The organism is Actinacidiphila guanduensis (genome assembly GCF_900103985.1).
In the GTDB taxonomy this organism is placed as follows: Bacteria; Actinomycetota; Actinomycetes; order Streptomycetales; family Streptomycetaceae; genus Actinacidiphila; species Actinacidiphila guanduensis.
The window spans coordinates 340,681-360,217 of record NZ_FNIE01000004.1 but is presented as its reverse complement, the minus strand read 5'-3'; the positions used below and the strand labels follow the sequence as shown (position 1 = coordinate 360,217).

Below are 19,537 nucleotides of genomic sequence, written 5' to 3'. Positions count from 1 at the left end.
CCGCCCCGGAGGCCCCCGTGCCCGCCCACGTCATCGTGCTGCACCGCTGGACCGACGCCTACGCCGACTACGCCGCCTACCTCGACCACACCGCCCTGACGGTCGGCTACGTGACCACGGCCCGGGCCCGCGCGGGGCTGCCCGACGCGGCGGCCGGCGTCGAGGTCGTGCCCAGCACCGAGGACCGCGCGGCGGTGCGGGCGGCCGTCGCCCGGCTCGCCGAGAAGCACGGCGCCCCCGAGCGCATCGTCGCCCTGCACGAGGTGGACCTGGACGTCGCCGCCGAGCTCCGCGCCGAACTGGGCATACCGGGCGAGACACCCGAGCAGCTGCACCCGTTCCGCGACAAGCTGGCGATGGCCCGGCGGCTCGCCGAGCACGGCGTGCCGGTCCCGGCCGCGGCCGCCGCCCCCGACCGCGCCGCGGTGGCCGCCTTCGCCGGCCGGCACGGCTGGCCGCTGCTGCTCAAACCGGTGCGCGGCACGGCAAGTTCGCACGTCACCCGGCTCGACGGGCCCGAGCAGCTGGCCGCCTTCGCGTTCCCGCCCGGGGTGCCGCTGATGGTGCAGCCCTACCTGCCGCACGACATCCTGCACGTCGACGGCTTCGCCGCCGGCGGCGACCTGCGGGCCTGGCGCGCCTCCCGCTACGTCAACACCTGCCTGGACTTCACCCGCGGTGACGCGCTCGGCTCCGTGGAGATCGACGACCCGGCGCTGCTGAAGACGGTCGGCGAGTTCGCCCGCCGCGCCGTGCTCGCGATGTCCCGCGAACCCTGGGTCTTCCACCTCGAACTCTTCGCGGACGGCGACGGCAGCGAACCCGATCTGTGCGTCCTGGAGGTCGGCGCGCGGCCCGGCGGCGCCGAAGTGCCCTTCGTGTGGCGCGAGGTGCACGGCACGGACCTGATGGCCGCGACGGTGGACGTCCAGATGGGCCGCCCGCTGCCCGCCCCCGCCCTGCCCCAGGAGCCCGCTGCGGGCGAGGAGTTCGGCGGCTGGCTGCTCGTCCCCTTCCCCACGGCCCGCCCCTGCCGCGTCCTCGCCGCCACCTCGCAGACCGGGTACGGCGACGGCCCCTACGCCGAGCACCTGCCGCTGCCCGGCGCCCGGTTGGCCGACCTGCCCGGCTACGAGCACTCCGGCGCCCGGTTCCGCTTCCGCGGCCGCACCTCCGCCGAGGTGGAAGCCGCCCTCACCCGCACCCTGGAACGGCTCGACCTGCGCTGCGCGTCCCTCGACCCCGCGCTTCCGCCCCGGGTGGCCGTCGTCGGCACCGGAGGGCGCCCGTACCGCGAGTACGCGCTGCGCGACGCCGCCGCCCATGGCGCCCTCGCCACCGTCAACGACACCCCGGCCGGCTGGGAGCAGCCCTACACCGGCGCCCACCGCACCGCGGACACCTCCGACACCGGCGCGCTGACCGCGGCCGTCGCCGACGTCCTGTCCGGCGACGGCCCGGCCGGGCTGCTCACCTGGAGCGAGGCGCTGCTGGAGCGCACCGCCGAGGCGGCCGCCCGGCTCGGCCTGCCGCACATGAGCCCGCAGGCCGTGCGCAACTGCCGGGACAAGCTGCGCACCCGGCGGCTGCTGGAGCGCGCCGGGCTCCCCTCGGCCCGGCACGCCGTCGTGCACGGCCTGGACCAGGCGCGCGAGGCCGCCGACCGGATCGGCTACCCCGTCGTCCTCAAGCCGCGGGGGCTGGCCGGCAGCAGCGGCGTGGCCCTGGCTCGCACCCCCGCCGACCTCGCGGCCGCCCATCGGCACGCCGGCACCGCCGCCTTCCCCGGCCTGGACGCCCTGGACGGGCTGATCGTCGAGGAGTACCTGGACGGACCCGAGGTCAGCCTGGACAGCGTGGCGGTCGGCGGCGCGGTGCACTGCGTCAACCTCGCCCGCAAACGCCTCGGCTACGGTGGGTACTTCGAGGAGGTCGGCCACCTCGTCTCGCCCTGGCGGCACGAGCCCTGGGCGGCGGAGCTTGTCGACATGGTGACAAAGGTCCACGCGGTGCTCGGTGTCACCGACGGCGTCACCCACGCCGAGGTCCGCCTCACCGACCGCGGCCCCCGCCTGGTCGAGCTCAACGGCCGCCTCGGCGGCGACTTCATCCCGCTGCTGGGCCGCCTGGCCACCGGCGTGGACCTCACCGCGGCCGCGATGGACGCCGCCCTCGGCGTCCTGCCCGACCTGCGGCCCACCCGCGACGCCTGCGCCGCCGTCCGCTTCCTCTACCCCGAACACGACGGCACCGTCGAGGAGCTGGACCTCTCCGGCGCCCTGGCGGTGCCCGGTGTCGAGCGCGTCGTGCCGCTGGCCGAGCCCGGGCAGCAGCTCCTGCTGCCGCCGCGCGGTGTCGTGCAGCGGCTGGCCGCCGTGATCGCCGTCGCCGAGGACACCGCCGCCACCGACCGCGCGCTGGCCGAGGCGGCGGAGCGCGTCCATGTCCGCGTCGGCCCCGCCCGGGTGGGATGAGCCCATGACCGAACAGCGGTTCGCCGCCGTGACCCATGTGGTGCCGGGCTACGGCAGCCACGTCCGTGACAGCTCCGCCCGGGAGGGATGAACCCATGACCGAACCGCAGTTCGCCGCCGTCACCCATGTCGTGCTCGGCTACAGCATCGGCGTCCTCGGCCAGTTGGACCGGGTGCTGCCCGCCGGCTCCGTCCTGGTCCTCGAAGAGCCCGGCATCTGCGCCGCCCGCGATGTCGCCGCGCAGCTCGAACGGTTCTCCTGCGCCGCCGGCCTGGTCGAGGCGCCGGTCCAGGACGACGCCCGGGCGGGCGAGTTGGCCGGGCGCCTCCAACGGCCCGCCGGCGTACGGGCGGTGCTGCCGGGGCTGGAGTACACCGTGATCGCCGCCGCCGAACTCGCTGCCGCCTGGGGCCTGCCGGGCGCGGGCCCGCTGGCCGCGCGCTCCTTCCGGGACAAGGCGCTGCTGCGCGAGACCGCCGCCGCCCACGGCATCGCCCAGCCCGACTGGGCCTACGTCCGCGACGCCGCCGCCGTCGCCGACTTCCGCGCCGCCCACGGCGGCGAGTGCGTCCTCAAACCCACCCACCTGCAGGGCAGCGTCGGCATCCGCCTGCTCGGCCCCGGCGACGACACCGGGCGGGCCTGGCAGGCGACGACCGCCGCCGACGAGGCCCACCTGCGCACCCCCGGCGCCGGCACCGCGCGCTACGTCGCCGAGGAGTGGCTGCACGGCACCGAGGTGAGTGTCGAGGCGCTGGTGCACCAGGGCCGCGTCGCCTTCGCCAACACCACGCGGACCCAGCTCTTCCCGGGGCCGCACCCCGTCGAACTCGGCCATGTCGTCCCCGCGTTGCCCGACGACGCGGCCGCCGCCGAGAAGGCGCTCGACGCCCTGGTCGCCGCCACCGGCTTCCGCAGCGGCATCCTGCACGCCGAGTGGATCATCCGCGACGGCACGCCTCACCTGCTGGAGTGCGCCGCCCGGCTGCCCGGCGACTACCTGCCGCTGCTCCTCGCCCTTGCCTACGACAGCGACCTGGTCCGCGGCTTCCTCGACGTCCTCGAAGGCCGCGCCCCCTCGATGGCCGCGGCCCCCGCCCAGGCCGCCGCGATCCGCTACCTGGAGGCCGTCCCAGGCACGGTCCGCGAGATCCGCGGCCTGGCGGCGGCGCAGGACATGCCGGGCGTGATCGGCGTCTGGATGTCCGTCGCGCCCGGCGACACCGTGCCGGAGGTGACGAGTTCGTGGTCGCGGGCGGGCGAGGTCGTGGTGGTCGGCGCCGACCGCGAGGAGGCGGCGGCCCGCGCGCTCGCGGCGGCGGCGGCCGTCCGGGTCGTCACGGACCCGTCCTGACCGGGCGGCCGGCGGACCGCTGAGGTACGCGCTGCCGTGCCCGCGAAACGTCGCCGCCGCGGACATCGGGCAACTGCCGTGCCTCGTGGGCCGACTGGGGACCACCGGCAGTTGCGCGCTGTGGTGAATGGCCGTGGGTGGACCGGATGCCGGGCCGGAGGAACCGGTGTCCGGGCTACTACGCCGCGGGAGCGCGCGCGGTGAGCACGGGCTGGTAGTACCCGTTGGACGCCGGGCTGTGCCAGGTGACGTCGGTGAAGCCGGCTTCGGTCACGAACCCGGTCAGCTGCGCGGGCGTCAGCGCCCAGTAGGTGCTCCGGTGAACGCGGACACGCCAGGTGCCCTCCGCGGGGACGAGCTGGAAGTGCTCCAGGTCGTAGCGTTCGCCGTCCTCGTGCCAATGCCACAACTGGAAGGTGATCACGCGGCCTTCGGGTGTCTGCGACACCTGGGGAGGTGCCCCCGTGGGCCTGGTCCGGCGCATCTCGTCGTAGGCCCGGACGGTGATCAGCAACAGGCCGTCGTCGCGGAGCACCCGTCGCATGCCGACGAGCGCCGCCCGAACGTCCTCCCCGGAGAGCAGGTGGGGAAGGGAGTTGTCCGCGCAGAGCACGACGTCGAACGAGGTGTCCTTGAACGGCAGCCGGCGCATGTCGGCCGCGGCGGCCGGAAGCCGGCTTCCCCTGGCCGCCGCCTCGGCGGCGGCGCGGGCGGCGGCGACCGGGCTCAGGTCGCTGCCGACGACCCGGTGCCCGGCCAGCGCCAGCCCGATGGCCTGGGTCCCGATCCCGCACGAGCAGTCCAGCACTTCGTGCGGCCCGGCGCCGAGAGTCCGGCGGACGAGCCCGCCCAGTACCTCCGCCTGGTGGGCCATGCTCACGTCCCAGTCCCGGAACATCGTGTGGTAGTCGCGGGCCAGGTCGTCGTAGAAATCCCGCACGGAGGATTCGGGCATGCGCCCCACCGTAGTGCGCGCCCGCCAGGGGAGATAGCCGTCGACGCGGACGCCCCCGGCGGTCCCGGCGGGCCCCGTGCCTTTGGGATGTGGACCGGTGCGGCTCGCCGATCCCCGGAGTGACCATTCCGGTCAAATCTGGCGAATACCTCACCCGTGGCTAAACTGATTCGTGCCGTGGCCTGGCGACCGTCGCAGGCGCCGGCGGTCATAACCGCGTGTTATGGCGGCATTCCCCATCGGCCGGTACCGGCCCGGACGCACGCGGGCAACGATGGGCTCCGCGGGCCCTCGGACCGCATCGAACACCGGCCCGCGCCAGCCACGGCCTGTCCGGGAACGCCCCCACTCGAACAGTCAGGAACGACATCCTCATGTCCCACCACCTCGACACCCCGCTGGCCGCCGAGAACGGACAGCTCTTCCTCGACGACCTGTACGTCTTCCAGGGCGAGAACGCGACCGTCCTGATGATGGACGTCAATTCGAACGTCACCGGCGTGTACGCCGAACCCGGCTTCCACCCCGAGGCGCGGTACGAGTTCAAGATCCACCTCGACGGCGAGGCCGTCGAAAGCCTCACCTACCGGCTCGCGTTCGGCGAGCCCGACCCCGCCGGGCGCCAGAGCCTGCGGCTGGAATCCCTGTCCGGTGCCGACGCGCACGAGGACGGCGCCGACGGCAGTGTCCTGCTCCAGGGCCGCACCGGCGAGACCGCGACCGCCGAGGACGGGATCCGGGTCTGGGCGGGACGGATCTCCGACGCCTTCTACATCGACCTGTCGCTGCTCTCCGTCATCAACGCGGCGGTCGGCGAGGGCGGCAAGGTCGACCTGGCCGGATGGAAGCCGGGAGAGGCGAAGAACACCTTCGCCGGCACCACCGTGGAAACCATCGTGCTCGAGATCCCGCACACCCACCCCGTACTGCGCCCCGGCACCCGCATCGGCGTGTGGGCGGCGACCAAGCTGGCCACCGACGCCGGCGGGTGGCGGCAGATCAACCGGGCCGGACACCCGATGATGTGGCCGATCTTCTGGCCGACCGACACCGATTTCAGCAACCCGGCCAACACCCGGCACCCCTCGAAGGACGTCGCCGAAGCCGGTTCGTTCATCGCCGAGCGGGTCTCCGCGGTCGTCGCCGCCACCGGGACCTCGGCCGACCCCGACGCCTACGGACAGGAAGTCGCGCGGCAGTTGTTGCCCGATGTCCTGTCCTACACCGTCGGCACCCCCGCCCAGTTCGGCTTCGCGACCCGCAACGGCCGCACCCAGGCCGACAACGCCCCCGAAGCGATGCTCTCCCTGGTCACCAACAGCGCCGTCCCCACCGGACTCACCCAGGCCGTGGCCGCGGACCAGCGCACACCGCGATTCCCCTACATCGTGGAAGCCACGTCCTAGACACCAGGGCCCGCCCGCCGCCGGTCTTCCGCGGCGGGCCCGGCCCCGCCGCGGAAGACCCGGCTCCGCTGACCACCCGCTTCATGGAAGTGCGGGGCGTCGCCGAGACAATGGTTGATGTGCCACAATAATCATCATGACCGCGAGCCCACCGAGCGACCTCCCACCGCGCGCCCGCACCATCGTGCTGCTCACCTGCTGCCTGAGCGTCTTCGTCGCCGGGCTCGACGTGACGATCGTGAACGTCGCGCTCCCGTCGATCCAAAGAGCGCTGCACACCTCGGTCAGCGGCCTGCAATGGGCGACGGACGCCTACACGCTGGTCATCGCCTGCCTCCTGCTGCTGTCCGGCTCCCTCGCCGACCGCTTCGGCCGCCGCCGCGTCTTCACCACCGGCCTCGCCGTCTTCACCGTGGGCTCCCTCCTGTGCAGCCTGGCCCCCTCGCTGGGGGCGCTGGTCGCCTTCCGGGCACTGCAGGCCGTGGGGGGATCGATGCTCAACCCGGTCGCGATGTCGATCATCGCGACCACCTTCACCGAGCCGGCCGCCCGCGCCAAGGCCGTCGGGGCGTGGGGCGCGGTGGCGGGCCTGAGCCTGGCGAGCGGGCCGGTCCTGGGCGGCTTCCTGGTGAGCGGCCTGGGCTGGCGCTCGATCTTCTGGATCACGGTGCCGTTCGGTGTGCTGGCGATGGTGCTGACGACGAGGTACGTCCCGGAGTCCAGGGCGGCCCGCGGCAAGAGGTTCGACCCGCTGGGGCAGGTGCTGGTCGTGGCCCTCCTCGGTCCCGTCACGGCCGCGGTGATCGAAGGGCCGCGGCAGGGCTGGGGCTCGCCACTGATCGTCGGGCTGTTCGCGGTGGCGGCAGCCTCGGGCGCGGGGCTGGTGGCGGCCGAGGGCCGCCGGGCCGACCCGCTGGTGGACATCCGGTTCTTCCGGAGCCCGGCGTTCTCGGGCGCGACCCTCATCGCCCTGGTCGCACTGGCGGCATCCGGCGGCTTCCTGCTGCTCAACACGCTCTACCTGCAGGACGTCCGCGGCTTCAGCGCCCTGCACGCGGGCGTGGTCACGATCCCGATGCCGCTCGCGCTCGGGGTGTTCTCCACCGTCTCGGGCCGCCTGGTGGCCGCGAAGGGCCCGCGGCCCGCCCTGCTGCTCGCGGGACTGCTGCTGGCGGCGGGCGCCGGATTGATGGCGGGGACCGGGGACAGGACGGGTACGTGGTACCTGGTGCTCGCCTACGTGGTGTTCGGTGCCGGATGCGGCCTGGTCGGCACGCCGATCACGAACACCGCGCTGGCGGGCCTGCCGCGGGACCAGGCCGGGGTGGCCGGGGCGATCGCCTCGACCTGCCGGCAGACGGGAGCGGCGATCGGCGTGGCGGTGTGCGGGTCGATCGTCGCGGGCGGCTCGGGCGGGTTCCTCGCCTCGGGCCGCGCCGCCTGGGCCGTCCTCGCCGGGTGCGGGGGTGCGACCGTACTGTTCGGCCTGGTCTCGACCGGTCGGTGGGCGACGGCCCGTGCCGAGCGGAACGGCCGGCAGTCGAGTACGCAGGAGATGGAGGTGGCCCGATGAATTCCGAGGCGGACCCGGTGGGCGGCAAGGACCCGGCGGCCCAGGCGTGGGCGGGGATGCAGAGGTTCCTCGCCGGGGAGGACCGGCGGCACGCGCTGCGCGTGCAACTGGACCTGGGCGCCGGGAAGGCCGAGTTGCTGGTCCGGCTCGCCGAGGCCCCGATGACGCTGCGGGACATCGCGCAGGTCTTCGAGGTGGACCCCTCGGCGGCCACCGTGACGGTGGACCGGCTGGAGCGGCGCGGCTTCGTCCGCCGCGGACCGCACCCGGAGGACAACCGCCGCAAGCTCGTCCACCTCACCGACGCCGGGCGGCAGGCCGCCGCCACCGCCCACCGCATCCTCACCGACCCGCCGCCCGCGCTCACCGCGCTCGACGCGGCCGACATCGCGGCACTGACCCGTATCTTCGCGACCCTCAACGGCGAGCCGCCGCCGGCCGGTTCGGGGCAGTGACCCGGCAACCCGACCGGACGACCGGACGGGCCGGACCCGATCCGATCCGGCCGATCCGACCGGACGGACCTGACAGGCCCGATCCGGCCAGACCAGACCAGACCAGAACCGACCCGGCCCGAGCGGGCCGGACCCGACGGCAAGGCAGACCGCATGGCACTCCTGGGCACCCTCCTGCGCAACAGCCGCCCCGACGAGCAGCACCACACCTGGAACCGGCCCCACCTGTCCGCCCCGGAGACGCTCCGGCTCACCAGCACCGAGTTCACCGACGGCGGGTCGCTCGCGCCCCGGCACACCGGGAAGCGGGTCGGCGGCGAGAACCTCTCGCCGCAGCTGTCCTGGAGCGAGCCGCCACAGGGCACCGCCGAACTCCTGCTGCTCATCGAGGACATCGACATCCCGCTGGGGAGCAAGCCGGCCGTCCACTGCCTCGCGGTCCTCGACGAGGCCGCCCTCGAGCAGCCGCGCGAACTGCCGGCCGGCGCCCTCGCCAAGCAGCACCCGGCCCCCGGCGTCACCCTGCTGCGCTCGGTCGTCGGCCGCGGCTACCACGGGGCCGAACCCCTCAAGGGCCACGGCCCGCACCGCTACGTCGTCCAGCTCTTCGCCCTCGGGCGCCCCCTGCTGGGCGGCCCCGACCATCGAGCTGTGCTCAAGACCCGGCCGCACGCGCTGCTCGCCGCCCTCGACACCCCGGTGCTGGCCCGCGGCCGCATCACGGGCACCTACGAGCGCTGACCGCCCACCGGGGACGAGCCGGTGATCCGCCCGCCTCGCCCGCCGGACCCGCCGACCCCACGGGGACGGACCGGCGACCGCCCAGGAAGGCGGTCAGGCAAGGAAGTTGACCGCTGTGGCGAACAGCGCCGGGAAGCGGGCCGCCGCCGGGACGATGCGCGGACCGAGGGCGGGGTGCGCGCGGGCCCGTACCAGGCTTGCCGTCAGCGCGCGTTGGGGGCGGGACATCCGGCGCCAGCGGGAGTCGTAGTCCTGGGGGCGGTCCGCCCGGACGCAGGCGACCAGGTGGGCGGCGGCCCGCAGGGACAGGGAGATGCCCTCGCCGGTCAGCGCGTCGATGTAGCCGGCGGCATCGCCGACCAGCAGGACCCGGCCGAGGGCGCGGCTGCGGGCGCTCTGCCGCAGCGGCCCGGCCCCGCGGGTGGCGGTCGCGGCGGTGGCGGGCAGCCGGGCCGCGAGGGCGGGAAAGGCGGCGAGGTGCTGCTCGAAGGGCGCGCGGTCACTGGTGAGCAGCGCGATGCCGACCAGCCGCGGACCCACGGGCGTGACATACGCCTCCGCGCGGGCCGACCAGTGCACCTCGACGCAGTCCGTCCACGGCGGCACCGCGAAGTGCCGGCGCAGCCCGTAGCGGGCCGGGCCAGGGCCGGCCGGCGCCGACAGGCCGAGGGCGCGGCGGATGGGGGAGTGCAGGCCGTCGGCGGCGGCGAGGTAGCGCGCGGTGAGGCCGGCCGCGGCCACCCGGTCCTCGTCCTGCCGGATCGTGCCGACCCGCAACGGCAGGACGGGGACGCCGAGTTCGGCGACGCGCCGGGACAGGGCCGCGTGCAGTTCGGTGCGCCGCACCCCGCGTCCGTGGCCGGCGCGGAAATGCGCCTCGGCCTGGTGGCGGTCGTCCACGTAGCGGATACCGCGTAGCGGGCTGCCGTCCGGGACGACGCCGAGTTCGGCGAGGGCGCGGACCGCCGTGGGCATCAGCCCCTCGCCGCACGCCTTGTCCACCGGGCCGGGACGGGGCTCGGCGACCACGACGTCGAGCCCCGCGCGGGCCGCGTGCAGGGCGGTGGCCAGCCCGGCCGGGCCGCCGCCCGCGACCAGCAGGTCGATCACCGCGCCGGCGCGACCAGGGCCGCCGGGGGCGCGGGGCGGGCGAGGGCGGCGTTCTCGCAGCGCAGCCGGACGGCGAGCAGCGGAACGTCGAGCGCGGTGAAGCAGACCGCGGTGATCCAGGCGCCGTGCACCAGGGGCAGCGCCGCGCCCTCGACCACGACCGCCACGTAGTTGGGGTGGCGCATGAGCCGGTAGGGGCCGCGCGCGACCAGCGGCAGCCCCGGCACCACGATGACCCGGGTGTTCCAGCGCGGCCCGAGGGTGAGGACGCACCAGTAGCGCACCGCGTTCGCGGCCGCCACCAGGGCGAGCATCGGCCAGCCGAGCGCGGGGGTGAACGACCGCCCCGCCAAAGCCGGTTCGGCCAGGCACCCCGCCAGCAGCCCGGTGTGCAGGGCCACCATGACCGGGTAGTGGCCGCGCCCGTACTCGGTGCCGCCGCGCGCCAGGCTCCAGGCCGCGTTCCGCCGGGCGATGACCAACTCGCAGAGCCGCTCGGCGGCCACCAGCAGCACCAGCGCGGTCCAGGGGACGGACAGGGATGTCATCGGCGGCCTACCAGCGCAGGAGGACGAGTTCGGAGCTGAACCCCGGGCCCATGGCGAGCATCAGGCCGGGCGTGCCGGGCAGCGGCCGCTCCCGGTCCAGGGTGTCGCGCAGGATGTGCAGGACGGACGCCGAGGAGAGGTTGCCGACCTCCGCGAGCGAGCGCCACGTCGTCTCCAGGGCGCGCGCGGGCAGGTCGAGGCTGTCCCGGACCGCCTCCAGGACCTTCGGGCCGCCCGGGTGGCAGATCCAGTGCTCGACGTCGTGCGGCTTGAGGTCGTGGTCGGCCAGGAACTCCCGTGCCTCCGCGCCGAGATGGCGCAGCACCGTGTCGGGCAGGTCGCTGCCGAGCAGGATGCGGAAGCCGCCGTCGCCGACGTCCCAGCCGAGGAGATGACCGGTGTCCGGGTAGAGCCTGCTGCGGGTCGCCACCGTGGCCGGGCCCCGCGCGCCCCGGGCGGCCGGGTGGTCGCGGCCCACGACGACCGCGGCGGCCGCGCCGTCCCCGAACAGCGAGCCCGCGACGAGGTTCGCCGGCGAGGAGTCGGAGCGCTGGATCGTCAGCGAGCACAGCTCGACGGCCAGCAGCACCGCCACCTCGCCGGGGTGGCCCGCCAGGTAGTCGTGCACCCGGGCGAGGCCCGCCGCGCCCGCCAGGCAGCCCAGCCCGAAGACCGGCAGCCGCTTCACGTCCGCGCGCAGCCCGAGCCGCCCCGACAGCCGCGCCTCGATCGAGGGCACCGCGAGGCCGGTCACCGACGTGGACACCACGAGGTCCACCTCGCTCGCCGCCACCCCGGCGTCCGCCAGCGCGCCCCGCAGCGCCGCCTCGCCCAGCTCCAGCGCGGCCGCCACATAGGCGTCGTTCGCCGCGCCGAAGCCGCCGAGGTCCGCGTACCGCTCCAGCGGCAGCGCCAGATGCCTGCCGCGCACGGTGGACCCCTCGTGCAGCCGGGCCAGCAGGCCGCGGGCCTCGGGCCGTACCGCCCCTATCGCCACGAGAGCGTCCCTGATCTCGTGCTGCTCGTACCGGTGGGGCGGCAGCACCTTGTGGACGCCCGCGAGTTGACCCATTTCGTCAGGATAGGGGTGATACGGACGAATCGGTGGACGTCACGCGGGGATCCGGCGCCGTGTCGGGGAGCGGGGTCGCGACGGCGAGGCGCGGCGGAACGCGGGCCACCACGCCGTATATTCCGGACATGTCCAGTGATGAGGCCGAGGCGGCGGGACGCGGCGGCGCAGCGGCGGCCGCGAGCTTCAGGGGCCTGGTCCGCGCGAGCCACCCGGAGCCGGCGGCCGCCGTGACGGTCCTGGTGACGGCGCTGGCCGCCGCCTCCGGGCGCGGCCTCGGCGGGTGCGTGCTGGTGGCGGTCGCGGTCCTCGCCGGGCAGGCGTCGGTCGGCTGGTGCAACGACGTCGTGGACCTCGCCCGCGACACCGCGGCCGGCCGCACCGACAAACCACTGGTGGCGGGCGTGCCGCAGGCCGGGACGGTGGCGGCCGCGGCCGGCTGTGCGCTGGCCCTGTGCGTCGTGGCCTCGCTCGCCTGCGGGCTCGCCGCCGGGGCCGCGCACCTGACGGGCGTGGCGGCGGCCTGGGCGTACGACCTCGGCCTCAAGCGCACACTGCTGTCCTGGCTGCCCTACGCACTCGGTTTCGGCCTGCTGCCCGCCTTCGTCACCCTCGGGCTGCCCGGCCGCCCGGGACCGCCGGGCTGGGCCGTCGCGGCGGGCGCGCTGCTCGGCGTGGGCGGCCACTTCACCAATGTGCTGCCGGACATCGAGCAGGACCTCGCCGCGGGAGTGCGGGGCCTGCCGCAGCGACTGGGCAGGCGCCGCAGCCGGCTGCTGGCCCCGCTGCCGCTGCTGGCCGCGGCGGGTGTCCTGGTCCTGGGCCCGCCGGGACCGGTCGGCCCGTCCGGCTGGGCCGCCCTTGCCGTGACCGGCGCCCTGGCGGTGGCGACGGTCCGCACCAGCGGCGCCGACCCGCGCAGCCGCGTGCCCTTCCTGGCCACCCTGGCGATGGCGGCGACCGCGGTGGCCCTGCTCCTGCTGCACGGCGAGGCGCTGGCATGAGGGGGCAGCCGCCGGGATCCGGCGGATCGCAGCCCAGGCGCAGGGGCGGGGCGGCACGCGCGGCCGGCGCCACCGCGGCCCTGCTGGCCCCCTTCGCCGCCGGGGTCGGCGTCTACCTGTTCGGTTCCCGGCACACCCCCGACTACGCCACCGGCCTGTTCGGGCAGCACGGCAACGCCGCGGTGGACCTCAAGGCCCGCCTCGGCACCGCCCTGCTCGCCCTGGCCGTGCTCCAACTCGGCCTCGCCGCCTGGATGTACGGGCGGGTGCCCGGCGCCGCCGCCGGCGGCCGCCCGGTGCGGCTCGGCCACCGCGCCACCGGCTGGCTCGCCTTCCTGCTCTCGCTCCCCATCGCCTACCACTGCCTGGTCACCTACGGCATCGAGACCACCAGCACACGGGTGGAGATCCACTCGGTGACCGGCTGCGTCCTCTACGGCGCCTTCGTGGCCAAGGTGGTCGTCGTACGCTCCCGCCGGCTGCCCGGCCTGCTGCTGCCGGTGCTGGGCGGAGTGCTCTTCTTCTCCATCGCGCTGCTCTGGTACACCGCCGCGCTGTGGGCCCTGAACGACTTCTCCGTACCCGGGCTGTCCTGACCCCGTCACCCGGCGACCCCACAGACGCGGGGCCCCGCGGCCCCGGCTCGCCCGGATGCCCCGCTCCTGTGGCCGTGGCGGGGCACCGGACGTCTAGTGGACGTGGGCGGCCCCGGTCGGCGGGCCGCCGTGCCCGCGTCCGGAACGGACGGAATCCCAGGAGTCGTTGTGAAGCACCGCACCACGGCCGCCGCCGCAGTGGCCGCAGCCCTGATGACCGCCGCCGCGACGGCCTGCTCCGGCGGGTCGGCCGGGTCCACCGCCGCCTCGCCGGCCGCCGCCGGGACCCGCACCCCCGAACAGGCCGCGCAGACCTCCTCGGCGACGGTCTCCACCGCGAAGGCCGGCAAGCTCGGCACGATCCTCGTGGACAGCAAGGGGATGACCCTCTACCTCTTCCAGGCGGACAAGAACGGCAAGCCCACCTGCAACGGATCCTGCGCCAAGGCATGGCCGCCGCTCGTGGTGACCGGCAAGGCTGGCGGGGCGGGCGGGGTGCAGAGCGCGAAGCTGTCCACCGCCAAGCGCAGCGACGGCAGCACCCAGGTGGTGTACAACGGGCACCCGCTCTACCACTTCGCCGGCGACTCCAAGGCGGGCAACACCAATGGGCAGGGCCTGGACAACTTCGGCGCCAAGTGGTACGTGCTCGGCACGAACGGCAAGCAGATCACCACCAAGGTGTCGCAGCCGTCCACCCCGGGCGGCGGCGGTTACTGAGCAGTCCTGACCGGCCCTGACCGGCTCTGGTCGGTCCTTGGCCGACCAAGAGGCAGGGGGCGCGGGGGGACGCGGAGGAGCCGCGCTCGCTCGCGCGCCCCCCTTGTCGCCCGTCGGCCGGGGGCGCCTGTCAGCCGGCGGCGGTGCCGCTCTCGGCCGAACGGCCCGTCAGGCGCGGCGCGTCGGCGAGCCCGGCCGGGGACTCGGGGATGTCCGGCGGCCGGATGCCGATGAGGCGCAGCAGCGGGCCGGCCATCGCGGTGGTGAGCAGCGCCATGATGACCATGATCGAGAAGAGCCGGTCGTCGATGACGCCCAGGTCGTGGCCGACGCCCAGCACGACGAGCTCGGTCAGGCCGCGGGTGTTCATAAGGATGCCGAGCGCGCCGGCCTCGCGCCAGGGGATGCCGAAGGAGCGGGCGGGCACCACCGCGCCGACGAACTTGCCGCCCACGGCCACCGCCATGATCAGGCACAGCTCGCCGAGGCCCGCCCAGCCGACCGTCGTGAGGTCCACCGTCAGGCCGGTGACGATGAAGTAGACCGGCAGCAGCAGGGTGGCGGTGCGGGCGAGCGGGACCTCCACGGCCTCGCGCAGCCGCGGGCCGACCGTGCGCGGCATGACCAGGCCGGCGACGAAGGAGCCCAGGATCGGGTGGATGCCGATCCAGGCGGTGGCGCAGCCGCACAGCAGCGCGAAGGAACCCGCCAGCAGGAAGGCCCGGTTGCCCGCGGTGTCGACCGCCATGTCCGGGCGCCGCTCGCCGGGGACGTCCTCCTCCGGCTCCTCCTTCTCGGTGCTCGCCGCCCAGCGCGCCAGCAGTGGCTTGACCACGCCGAAGAGCACCGCGCCCAGTACCGCGGCCATCAGCAGGGTGTGCCAGATCTGGGCCGTCCCGTCCGACCCCACGACCGCCACGACCACGATCAGCATGCACCAGGCGACGCCGTCGCCCACCGCCGCACAGGCCATGGAGAGCACCCCGACCGGGGTGCGGTCCAGACCGGTGTCGCGCAGGATGCGGGCCAGCACCGGGAAGGCCGTGATCGCCATCGTGGTGCCGAAGTAGAGGACGAAGGCGGAGGTCGAGGTGTGGCCGCGGTGGTCGGAGGCGAGCGCGAAGGCGAGCGCGCCGCCCGCCACGAAGGGCACCGCCATCGCGGACAGGGCCGTGGCGATCACCGCGGACCTGCCGCTGCGCAGCATCTTCGGGTTCATCTCCCAGCCGGCCAGGAACATGAAGAACACCAGGCCGAGCTCCGACATCGCGGTGAGCGTGGGGCGTTGGGCCACCGGGAACAGCCGCACGTCCAGGTGGCCGGGGAGCAGGCCCAGCACGCTGGGGCCGAGGATGATGCCGGTGGCGATCTCCCAGATCACCGCGGGCTGGCGCAGCCTGCGGGTGATCCGGATCAGGGCGGCGCCGGCGATGACCGCCACCGCCACGTCGGCCAGCGCCACACAGTCGGGCGGAAGGTCTCGGAACCACGCGGACATCGGTGCTCCTGCCTGAGGGGAAACGGGAACCTGGTGCGGGGAGCGGGGGGATGCGGAGGCGATCCGGGCGGCCGCGGCGCGGCGGCACAACGGGCCTCCTGCGACTCTGCTCGCTCCGGCGGCCCGCCCGCATCCGTAGTTGGGATGAAATCCCGGCCGCGCGGCCGCGCGGACCGGTCCCCGGGGCGCAGGGGTGGGCCGAAAGGGGGAGGCGGGCCGCGCAAGGGTGCTCCCACCCCCGTTCGGGGGAGTGTCCGCGCATCACCGCGCGCCCGGCGGTGCGCCGCCACCAGGGCCCGTTGCATATCTGCACGCCGGTCCTCGAGAGTTACTCAAGTTTTGGCGCAGAAGTGTCTCGGGAATATCTTCGGCCGCAACGCGGGGTGAAACCCCTTTCTTGTGTAAATTCTGGTCATCCGCCGCACGCGCGGCCGGCCCGCTGTCGTCCCCAAGGGCCCGCCGGACGGTGCTGACCAGGCCGGACGGGTCCGGTGCCGGGTTCGGCGAGCAGGTCAATTCAGCCATCAACTTTGGCCGACCGGACAGTAGTCATTCGAATGTCCGTGGTTGTAGGCGGAGTGCTGCCATGCTAGTGTCGGGTACCGCTTGTAGGCAGCTGAAGTTCGGGGGCTAACGATGCTTCAGGAGGAAGCCACCAGAATTCTTCTGGTGGATTCGAGAGCCGTTTCGAGAGTGGGTCTCACTGTCCTGTTAAACCGGGAGGCGGGTCTGGAAGTGATCGGCGAGGCAGCCGATCTGGAAAGTGCCGTGTCGCATGTCGGCCGGCTCGCACCGAGCGTGGTGATCGTCGACTGCCCGGACGCCGAACCCTGTTCGTCGGCCGAATTGCGGCTGCTCATCGGCGCCGGCGCGACCGACTGCCCGAAAGTGCTGGCCATCGTGCCGCGACTGGAACAGGCGGCGCGCTGCTGGCAGATGGCGGGTGCATGGGGTGTGCTGGACAACCAGGCCACCCCGGAGCACATCGTCGCCGCGGTCCGGATGATCGCGGCCGGCTACCGGCTCGTCGTGCCGCCCTGGGAAAACGAGGAACCGGTTGCCGAGGGGTCCGCCGAAGTGGTGAGGGCGGACTCCTCGGAACAGGACCTGGAATCCAGTGGAATTACCAGGCGGGAACGGGACGTGCTGGAACTCATCATCCGCGGGTACTCGAACGCCGAGATATCCGAGGCGTTGTTCCTGAGTGAAAGCACGGTTAAATCGCATGTTCAGCGCATGCTGGAGAAACTCGCCCTGCGCAACCGGGTGCACGCCGTCATCTACGCGTACGAGAAGGGCATCGTACGGGCCGGCGGAAACCTGCACTCAGCCCTGGGGGCCGCCGGATAGCACCGACTCCGCGAGCAGGCGGCGGTTCGTCTTGCCGTTGTCGGTGCGCGGGAGTTCGGCCACCAGGCTCATGGCGTCCACGAGCATGTAGGACGGCAGCCGCTCCGAGCTCCACCTCTTCAGTTCCAGGAGGTCGGGCTCGGAGTGCGGTTCCGGGACCACGACGGCGTGCAGCCGGGCGTCGAGTCCGGTGCCGTCCACCAGCACCGCCACCTCGCGCACCTTCGGGTGCAGCCCCAACGCGGCCTCGATCTCGCCGAGTTCGACCCGGTTGCCGCGGATCTTGACCATGTGGTCGCGCCGGCCCACGTACTCCAGACGCCCCCGCGCGTCGGGTTCGACCAGGTCGCCGGTCGGGTACGGGCCCTGCTGCGGCGGGCGGCCCCAGTAGCCGAGCATCACCGTCGGCCCCGACACCAGCAGTTCGCGGCCGCGTCGGCCGGGCTCGGCGTCCCCGAAATGCAGGGTGTCGCCGGAGCAGGCGGTGCCGATCGGCAGCGCGCGCCCGCTCGCCAGATCGGCGTCGAGCACCTCGTAGGAGGTGCACACGTTGGTCTCGGTGGGCCCGTACCAGTTGAACAGCCGCACCCGCGGCCAGGCGGTGCGCAGTTGGCGCACCTGCGCGGGCGGGAACGGCTCGCCGGCGAACACGCACACCCGCAGAGCGGGCGGCGCGGGCCGCTCCAGCAGGCCCCCGCGGGTGGCCATCAAGGTGAGTGCGGAGGGCACCGAGTACCAGACGGTCAGCGCGTGGTCGCTGATGAAGCGCAGCAACTGCGGGGGAGCGTAGGCGAGTTGCTCGGGCACCAGATGGACGCTGGCGCCGGCGAGGAAGGCCGCGTACAGGTCGAAGACCGACAGGTCGAAGTTGAAGGGAGCGTGGTTGGACAGCCGGTCCTGCGGCCCGAGGCCGAGTTCGGCCACCGCCCAGCGGACGAAGGACAGCGCGTTGCGGTGGCTCAGGCACACCCCCTTGGGCTCGCCGGTGGAGCCGGAGGTGAACAGGATGTACGCGGCCGCGTCCGGCGAACCGGCCACGGGGGCGGGCACCGGCCGGCCCTCGGCGGCGGCCAGCAGCCGCTCGAACGTCGTCACTTCCGGCTCCTGCCCGCCGGACTCCGCGACGTTCTCGGCGCCCTCCTTGTCGGTCACCACCAGCGCGGCGGTGCAGGCGGTGGCGATCCGGGCCAGCCGCGAGGGCGGATTGGTGGAGGACACCGGCACGTACAGCGCCCCCGCCCGCAGGCACCCCTGCATCAGCGCCACCACGTGCAGGCCCTTGGGCGCCCACAGCACCACCCGGTCGCCGGGCCGCACCCCGAGCGCCCCGAGGGCGGCGGCGTAGCGGCCGGCCAGCTCGTCCAGCCCGGCGTAGTCCAGCCGCCCGTCGGGCGCGTCGACCGCCAGGGCGTGCGGGGTGGCGTGGGCAGCCTCGATCACGGGCTCGTACAGCAGCCGGGCACCGGTTTCCGCGGCGCCGTCACCTCCCGCCGGCACGCCGCCGCCCGCTCCGCCCACGACTCCGTGTCCCGTGCTCACAGTCCCATCTCCTTCGCCGCGATCTCCTTCTGCATCTCCGAGGTGCCCGAGAACAGCACGGTGGGCACCGAGTCGCGCAGCGCGGCCTCGATGCCGTGCTCCGCGAGGTAGCCGCGGCCGCCGAAGACCCGCACCGCGTCCAGCGCACTCCGCACGGCCGCCTCGGAGACCGCGAGCTTGGCCAGCGCCACCGGCAGTACCGCGCGGCCGCCGGAGTCCATCTCCGCGCAGGCCCGGTAGAGCAGCAGCCGGGCGCTCTCCAGCCGCAGCTTCATGTCCACGATCCGGTGCGAGACCGCCTGGAAGGAGCCGATCGGCCGGCCGGACTGGCGGCGCTCGCGGGCGAAGGCCGCGCACTGCCCGACCAGCCGGTCCAGCAGCCCGACGTACCCGGCGAACAGGCAGGCCCGCTCCCAGCCCATGGACCCCTGGAAGATCGCCGCGCCCATCCCGGGCCGCCCGAGCACCTGCTCGTCGGGCACGAAGCAGTCCTCGAAGTCCACCGAGCCGGCCCGGCAGGTCCACAGCCCCATCTTGTCGAAGGGCTCGCTCCTGCGGACGCCGTCGGCGGTCGCGTCCACCACGAAGGCGGTCTGCCCGAGGTAGCCCATGTCCGGGTCGCTCGTGGCGTAGGTGACCAGGACATCGCAGACGGGGCCGTTGCTGACGAAGCTCTTGGTGCCGTTCAGCACCCAGCCGCCCTGCACCTGGCGGGCCGTCACCTGCAAGTGGGAGACATCGGAGCCGGAGTCCGGCTCGGTCATCGCGTTGCCCGCGATCGCGGCGCCCGAGGCGAGGTCGGGCAGCCGGCTCTTGCGCACCGCGTCCGAACCGTACTCGGCGATCGGCACCGCGCAGGCGAACTGGTGGGCACTGGCCGCGAAGACCAGGCCGGTGTCGGTGCAGGCCCGGCCGAACGCCTCGATCACCAGCGCGGTGTCCAGCGCGCCGAGCCCGCCGCCGCCGTACTCCGCGGGCAGGCAGGTGCCCAGCAGGCCCAGCTCGCCCATTGTCCGCCAGTCGGCGCGGGCGAAGCCGTCCGGTGGCCGCCCGGCGGGGAACGCCTCGGCGGCGTCCTTCAACGTGCGCTCGACACGCGCGGACTGCTCCGCGCTCAGGTGGAAGTCCACTGCTGCTCCTG

Annotated in this window: 17 protein-coding genes; 10 read left to right on the top strand and 7 right to left on the bottom strand. The window is 74.4% G+C overall.

All coding sequences use genetic code 11. The features are described from left to right. The first annotated feature begins 17 nt into the window (after positions 1-17). Positions 18-2,474, top strand: coding sequence for an ATP-grasp domain-containing protein (locus BLR33_RS10575; protein ID WP_093784077.1), 2,457 nt, complete (start codon positions 18-20; stop codon positions 2,472-2,474). A 95-nt stretch (positions 2,475-2,569) separates the two neighbouring features. Beyond that, the gene (locus BLR33_RS10570) at positions 2,570-3,829 is read left to right on the top strand and encodes an ATP-grasp domain-containing protein (RefSeq protein WP_093784076.1); all 1,260 of its coding nucleotides are present in this window, start codon (positions 2,570-2,572) and stop codon (positions 3,827-3,829) included. 178 nt (positions 3,830-4,007) lie between these two features. Here the strand turns inward: BLR33_RS10570 and BLR33_RS10565 are convergent, their stop codons facing one another. After that, the gene (locus BLR33_RS10565) at positions 4,008-4,784 is read right to left on the bottom strand and encodes a class I SAM-dependent methyltransferase (protein WP_093784075.1); all 777 of its coding nucleotides are present in this window, start codon (positions 4,782-4,784) and stop codon (positions 4,008-4,010) included. Positions 4,785-5,158: 374 nt separating this feature from the next. Between BLR33_RS10565 and BLR33_RS10560 the strand changes: the two genes are divergently transcribed. The 4 genes from BLR33_RS10560 (at position 5,159) to BLR33_RS10545 (ending at position 8,959) form a co-directional block, all read left to right on the top strand. Beyond that, on the top strand, positions 5,159-6,190 hold the full coding sequence (locus BLR33_RS10560; RefSeq protein WP_093784074.1) for a DUF4331 family protein: 1,032 nt from the start codon (positions 5,159-5,161) through the stop codon (positions 6,188-6,190). A 136-nt stretch (positions 6,191-6,326) separates the two neighbouring features. Continuing rightward, positions 6,327-7,763, top strand: coding sequence for an MFS transporter (locus tag BLR33_RS10555; protein WP_093784073.1), 1,437 nt, complete (start codon positions 6,327-6,329; stop codon positions 7,761-7,763). Next, entirely contained in the window at positions 7,760-8,218 is a 459-nt protein-coding gene (locus BLR33_RS36715; RefSeq protein ID WP_093784072.1) for a MarR family transcriptional regulator, read from the top strand. The genes BLR33_RS10555 and BLR33_RS36715 overlap by 4 nt, the downstream gene beginning before the upstream one ends. Before the next feature lie 153 nt (positions 8,219-8,371). After that, entirely contained in the window at positions 8,372-8,959 is a 588-nt protein-coding gene (locus tag BLR33_RS10545) for a YbhB/YbcL family Raf kinase inhibitor-like protein (RefSeq protein ID WP_093784071.1), read from the top strand. A gap of 93 nt (positions 8,960-9,052) precedes the next feature. Here BLR33_RS10545 and BLR33_RS10540 read toward each other — a convergent pair whose 3' ends face one another. Genes BLR33_RS10540 through BLR33_RS10530 form a run of 3 tightly spaced genes read right to left on the bottom strand, consistent with a single transcriptional unit; the run spans position 9,053 to position 11,689 of the window. Next, the gene (locus tag BLR33_RS10540) at positions 9,053-10,069 is read right to left on the bottom strand and encodes an NAD(P)/FAD-dependent oxidoreductase (RefSeq protein ID WP_093784070.1); all 1,017 of its coding nucleotides are present in this window, start codon (positions 10,067-10,069) and stop codon (positions 9,053-9,055) included. Further along, the gene (locus BLR33_RS10535) at positions 10,066-10,617 is read right to left on the bottom strand and encodes an isoprenylcysteine carboxyl methyltransferase family protein (protein ID WP_093784069.1); all 552 of its coding nucleotides are present in this window, start codon (positions 10,615-10,617) and stop codon (positions 10,066-10,068) included. Before BLR33_RS10535 ends, BLR33_RS10540 begins: the two co-directional genes overlap by 4 nt. A gap of 7 nt (positions 10,618-10,624) precedes the next feature. Then, positions 10,625-11,689 (bottom strand): type III polyketide synthase, encoded by a 1,065-nt coding sequence (locus BLR33_RS10530; RefSeq protein WP_093784068.1) that lies wholly within the window; start codon positions 11,687-11,689, stop codon positions 10,625-10,627. Between the two features lie 128 nt (positions 11,690-11,817). On the opposite strand from BLR33_RS10530, the gene BLR33_RS10525 reads away from it, so the two are divergent. The 3 genes from BLR33_RS10525 (at position 11,818) to BLR33_RS10515 (ending at position 14,009) form a co-directional block, all read left to right on the top strand. Further along, the gene (locus tag BLR33_RS10525) at positions 11,818-12,693 is read left to right on the top strand and encodes a UbiA family prenyltransferase (RefSeq protein WP_093784067.1); all 876 of its coding nucleotides are present in this window, start codon (positions 11,818-11,820) and stop codon (positions 12,691-12,693) included. After that, positions 12,690-13,289, top strand: a complete 600-nt coding sequence (locus BLR33_RS10520; RefSeq protein ID WP_245771326.1) for a DUF6529 family protein — start codon at positions 12,690-12,692, stop codon at positions 13,287-13,289. Before BLR33_RS10525 ends, BLR33_RS10520 begins: the two co-directional genes overlap by 4 nt. Positions 13,290-13,457: 168 nt before the next feature. Then, the gene (locus BLR33_RS10515) at positions 13,458-14,009 is read left to right on the top strand and encodes a COG4315 family predicted lipoprotein (protein ID WP_245771325.1); all 552 of its coding nucleotides are present in this window, start codon (positions 13,458-13,460) and stop codon (positions 14,007-14,009) included. Between the two features lie 130 nt (positions 14,010-14,139). On the opposite strand, the gene BLR33_RS10510 is transcribed toward BLR33_RS10515, so the two are convergent. Beyond that, entirely contained in the window at positions 14,140-15,507 is a 1,368-nt protein-coding gene (locus BLR33_RS10510; protein WP_093784066.1) for a cation:proton antiporter, read from the bottom strand. A 636-nt stretch (positions 15,508-16,143) separates the two neighbouring features. On the opposite strand from BLR33_RS10510, the gene BLR33_RS10505 reads away from it, so the two are divergent. Further along, on the top strand, positions 16,144-16,857 hold the full coding sequence (locus tag BLR33_RS10505; RefSeq protein ID WP_093784065.1) for a response regulator transcription factor: 714 nt from the start codon (positions 16,144-16,146) through the stop codon (positions 16,855-16,857). Here BLR33_RS10505 and BLR33_RS10500 read toward each other — a convergent pair. Both BLR33_RS10500 and BLR33_RS10495 read right to left on the bottom strand, forming a co-directional pair. Next, positions 16,834-18,396 carry an AMP-binding protein gene (locus BLR33_RS10500; protein ID WP_322987156.1) on the bottom strand — a complete coding sequence of 521 codons (1,563 nt, stop codon included), beginning with the start codon at positions 18,394-18,396 and terminating at the stop codon, positions 16,834-16,836. The two genes, BLR33_RS10505 and BLR33_RS10500, sit on opposite strands and share 24 nt — an antisense overlap. Continuing rightward, positions 18,393-19,526: an acyl-CoA dehydrogenase family protein gene (locus BLR33_RS10495; protein ID WP_093784064.1), complete on the bottom strand. Its 1,134-nt coding sequence runs from the start codon at positions 19,524-19,526 to the stop codon at positions 18,393-18,395. The genes BLR33_RS10500 and BLR33_RS10495 overlap by 4 nt, the downstream gene beginning before the upstream one ends. Positions 19,527-19,537: the final 11 nt, after the last annotated feature.

What these genes read in the sequence shown, in the direction of transcription:
- BLR33_RS10565 (WP_093784075.1), bottom strand. Translation starts at nt 4,784, where the DNA reads ATGCCCGAATCCTCCGTGCGGGATTTCTACGACGACCTGGCCCGCGAC.
- BLR33_RS10570 (WP_093784076.1), top strand. Translation starts at nt 2,570, where the DNA reads ATGACCGAACCGCAGTTCGCCGCCGTCACCCATGTCGTGCTCGGCTAC.
- BLR33_RS10560 (WP_093784074.1), top strand. Translation starts at nt 5,159, where the DNA reads ATGTCCCACCACCTCGACACCCCGCTGGCCGCCGAGAACGGACAGCTC.
- BLR33_RS10525 (WP_093784067.1), top strand. Translation starts at nt 11,818, where the DNA reads ATGTCCAGTGATGAGGCCGAGGCGGCGGGACGCGGCGGCGCAGCGGCG.
- BLR33_RS10505 (WP_093784065.1), top strand. Translation starts at nt 16,144, where the DNA reads ATGCTTCAGGAGGAAGCCACCAGAATTCTTCTGGTGGATTCGAGAGCC.
- BLR33_RS10530 (WP_093784068.1), bottom strand. Translation starts at nt 11,689, where the DNA reads ATGGGTCAACTCGCGGGCGTCCACAAGGTGCTGCCGCCCCACCGGTAC.
- BLR33_RS10510 (WP_093784066.1), bottom strand. Translation starts at nt 15,507, where the DNA reads ATGTCCGCGTGGTTCCGAGACCTTCCGCCCGACTGTGTGGCGCTGGCC.
- BLR33_RS36715 (WP_093784072.1), top strand. Translation starts at nt 7,760, where the DNA reads ATGAATTCCGAGGCGGACCCGGTGGGCGGCAAGGACCCGGCGGCCCAG.
- BLR33_RS10555 (WP_093784073.1), top strand. Translation starts at nt 6,327, where the DNA reads ATGACCGCGAGCCCACCGAGCGACCTCCCACCGCGCGCCCGCACCATC.
- BLR33_RS10535 (WP_093784069.1), bottom strand. Translation starts at nt 10,617, where the DNA reads ATGACATCCCTGTCCGTCCCCTGGACCGCGCTGGTGCTGCTGGTGGCC.
- BLR33_RS10545 (WP_093784071.1), top strand. Translation starts at nt 8,372, where the DNA reads ATGGCACTCCTGGGCACCCTCCTGCGCAACAGCCGCCCCGACGAGCAG.
- BLR33_RS10520 (WP_245771326.1), top strand. Translation starts at nt 12,690, where the DNA reads ATGAGGGGGCAGCCGCCGGGATCCGGCGGATCGCAGCCCAGGCGCAGG.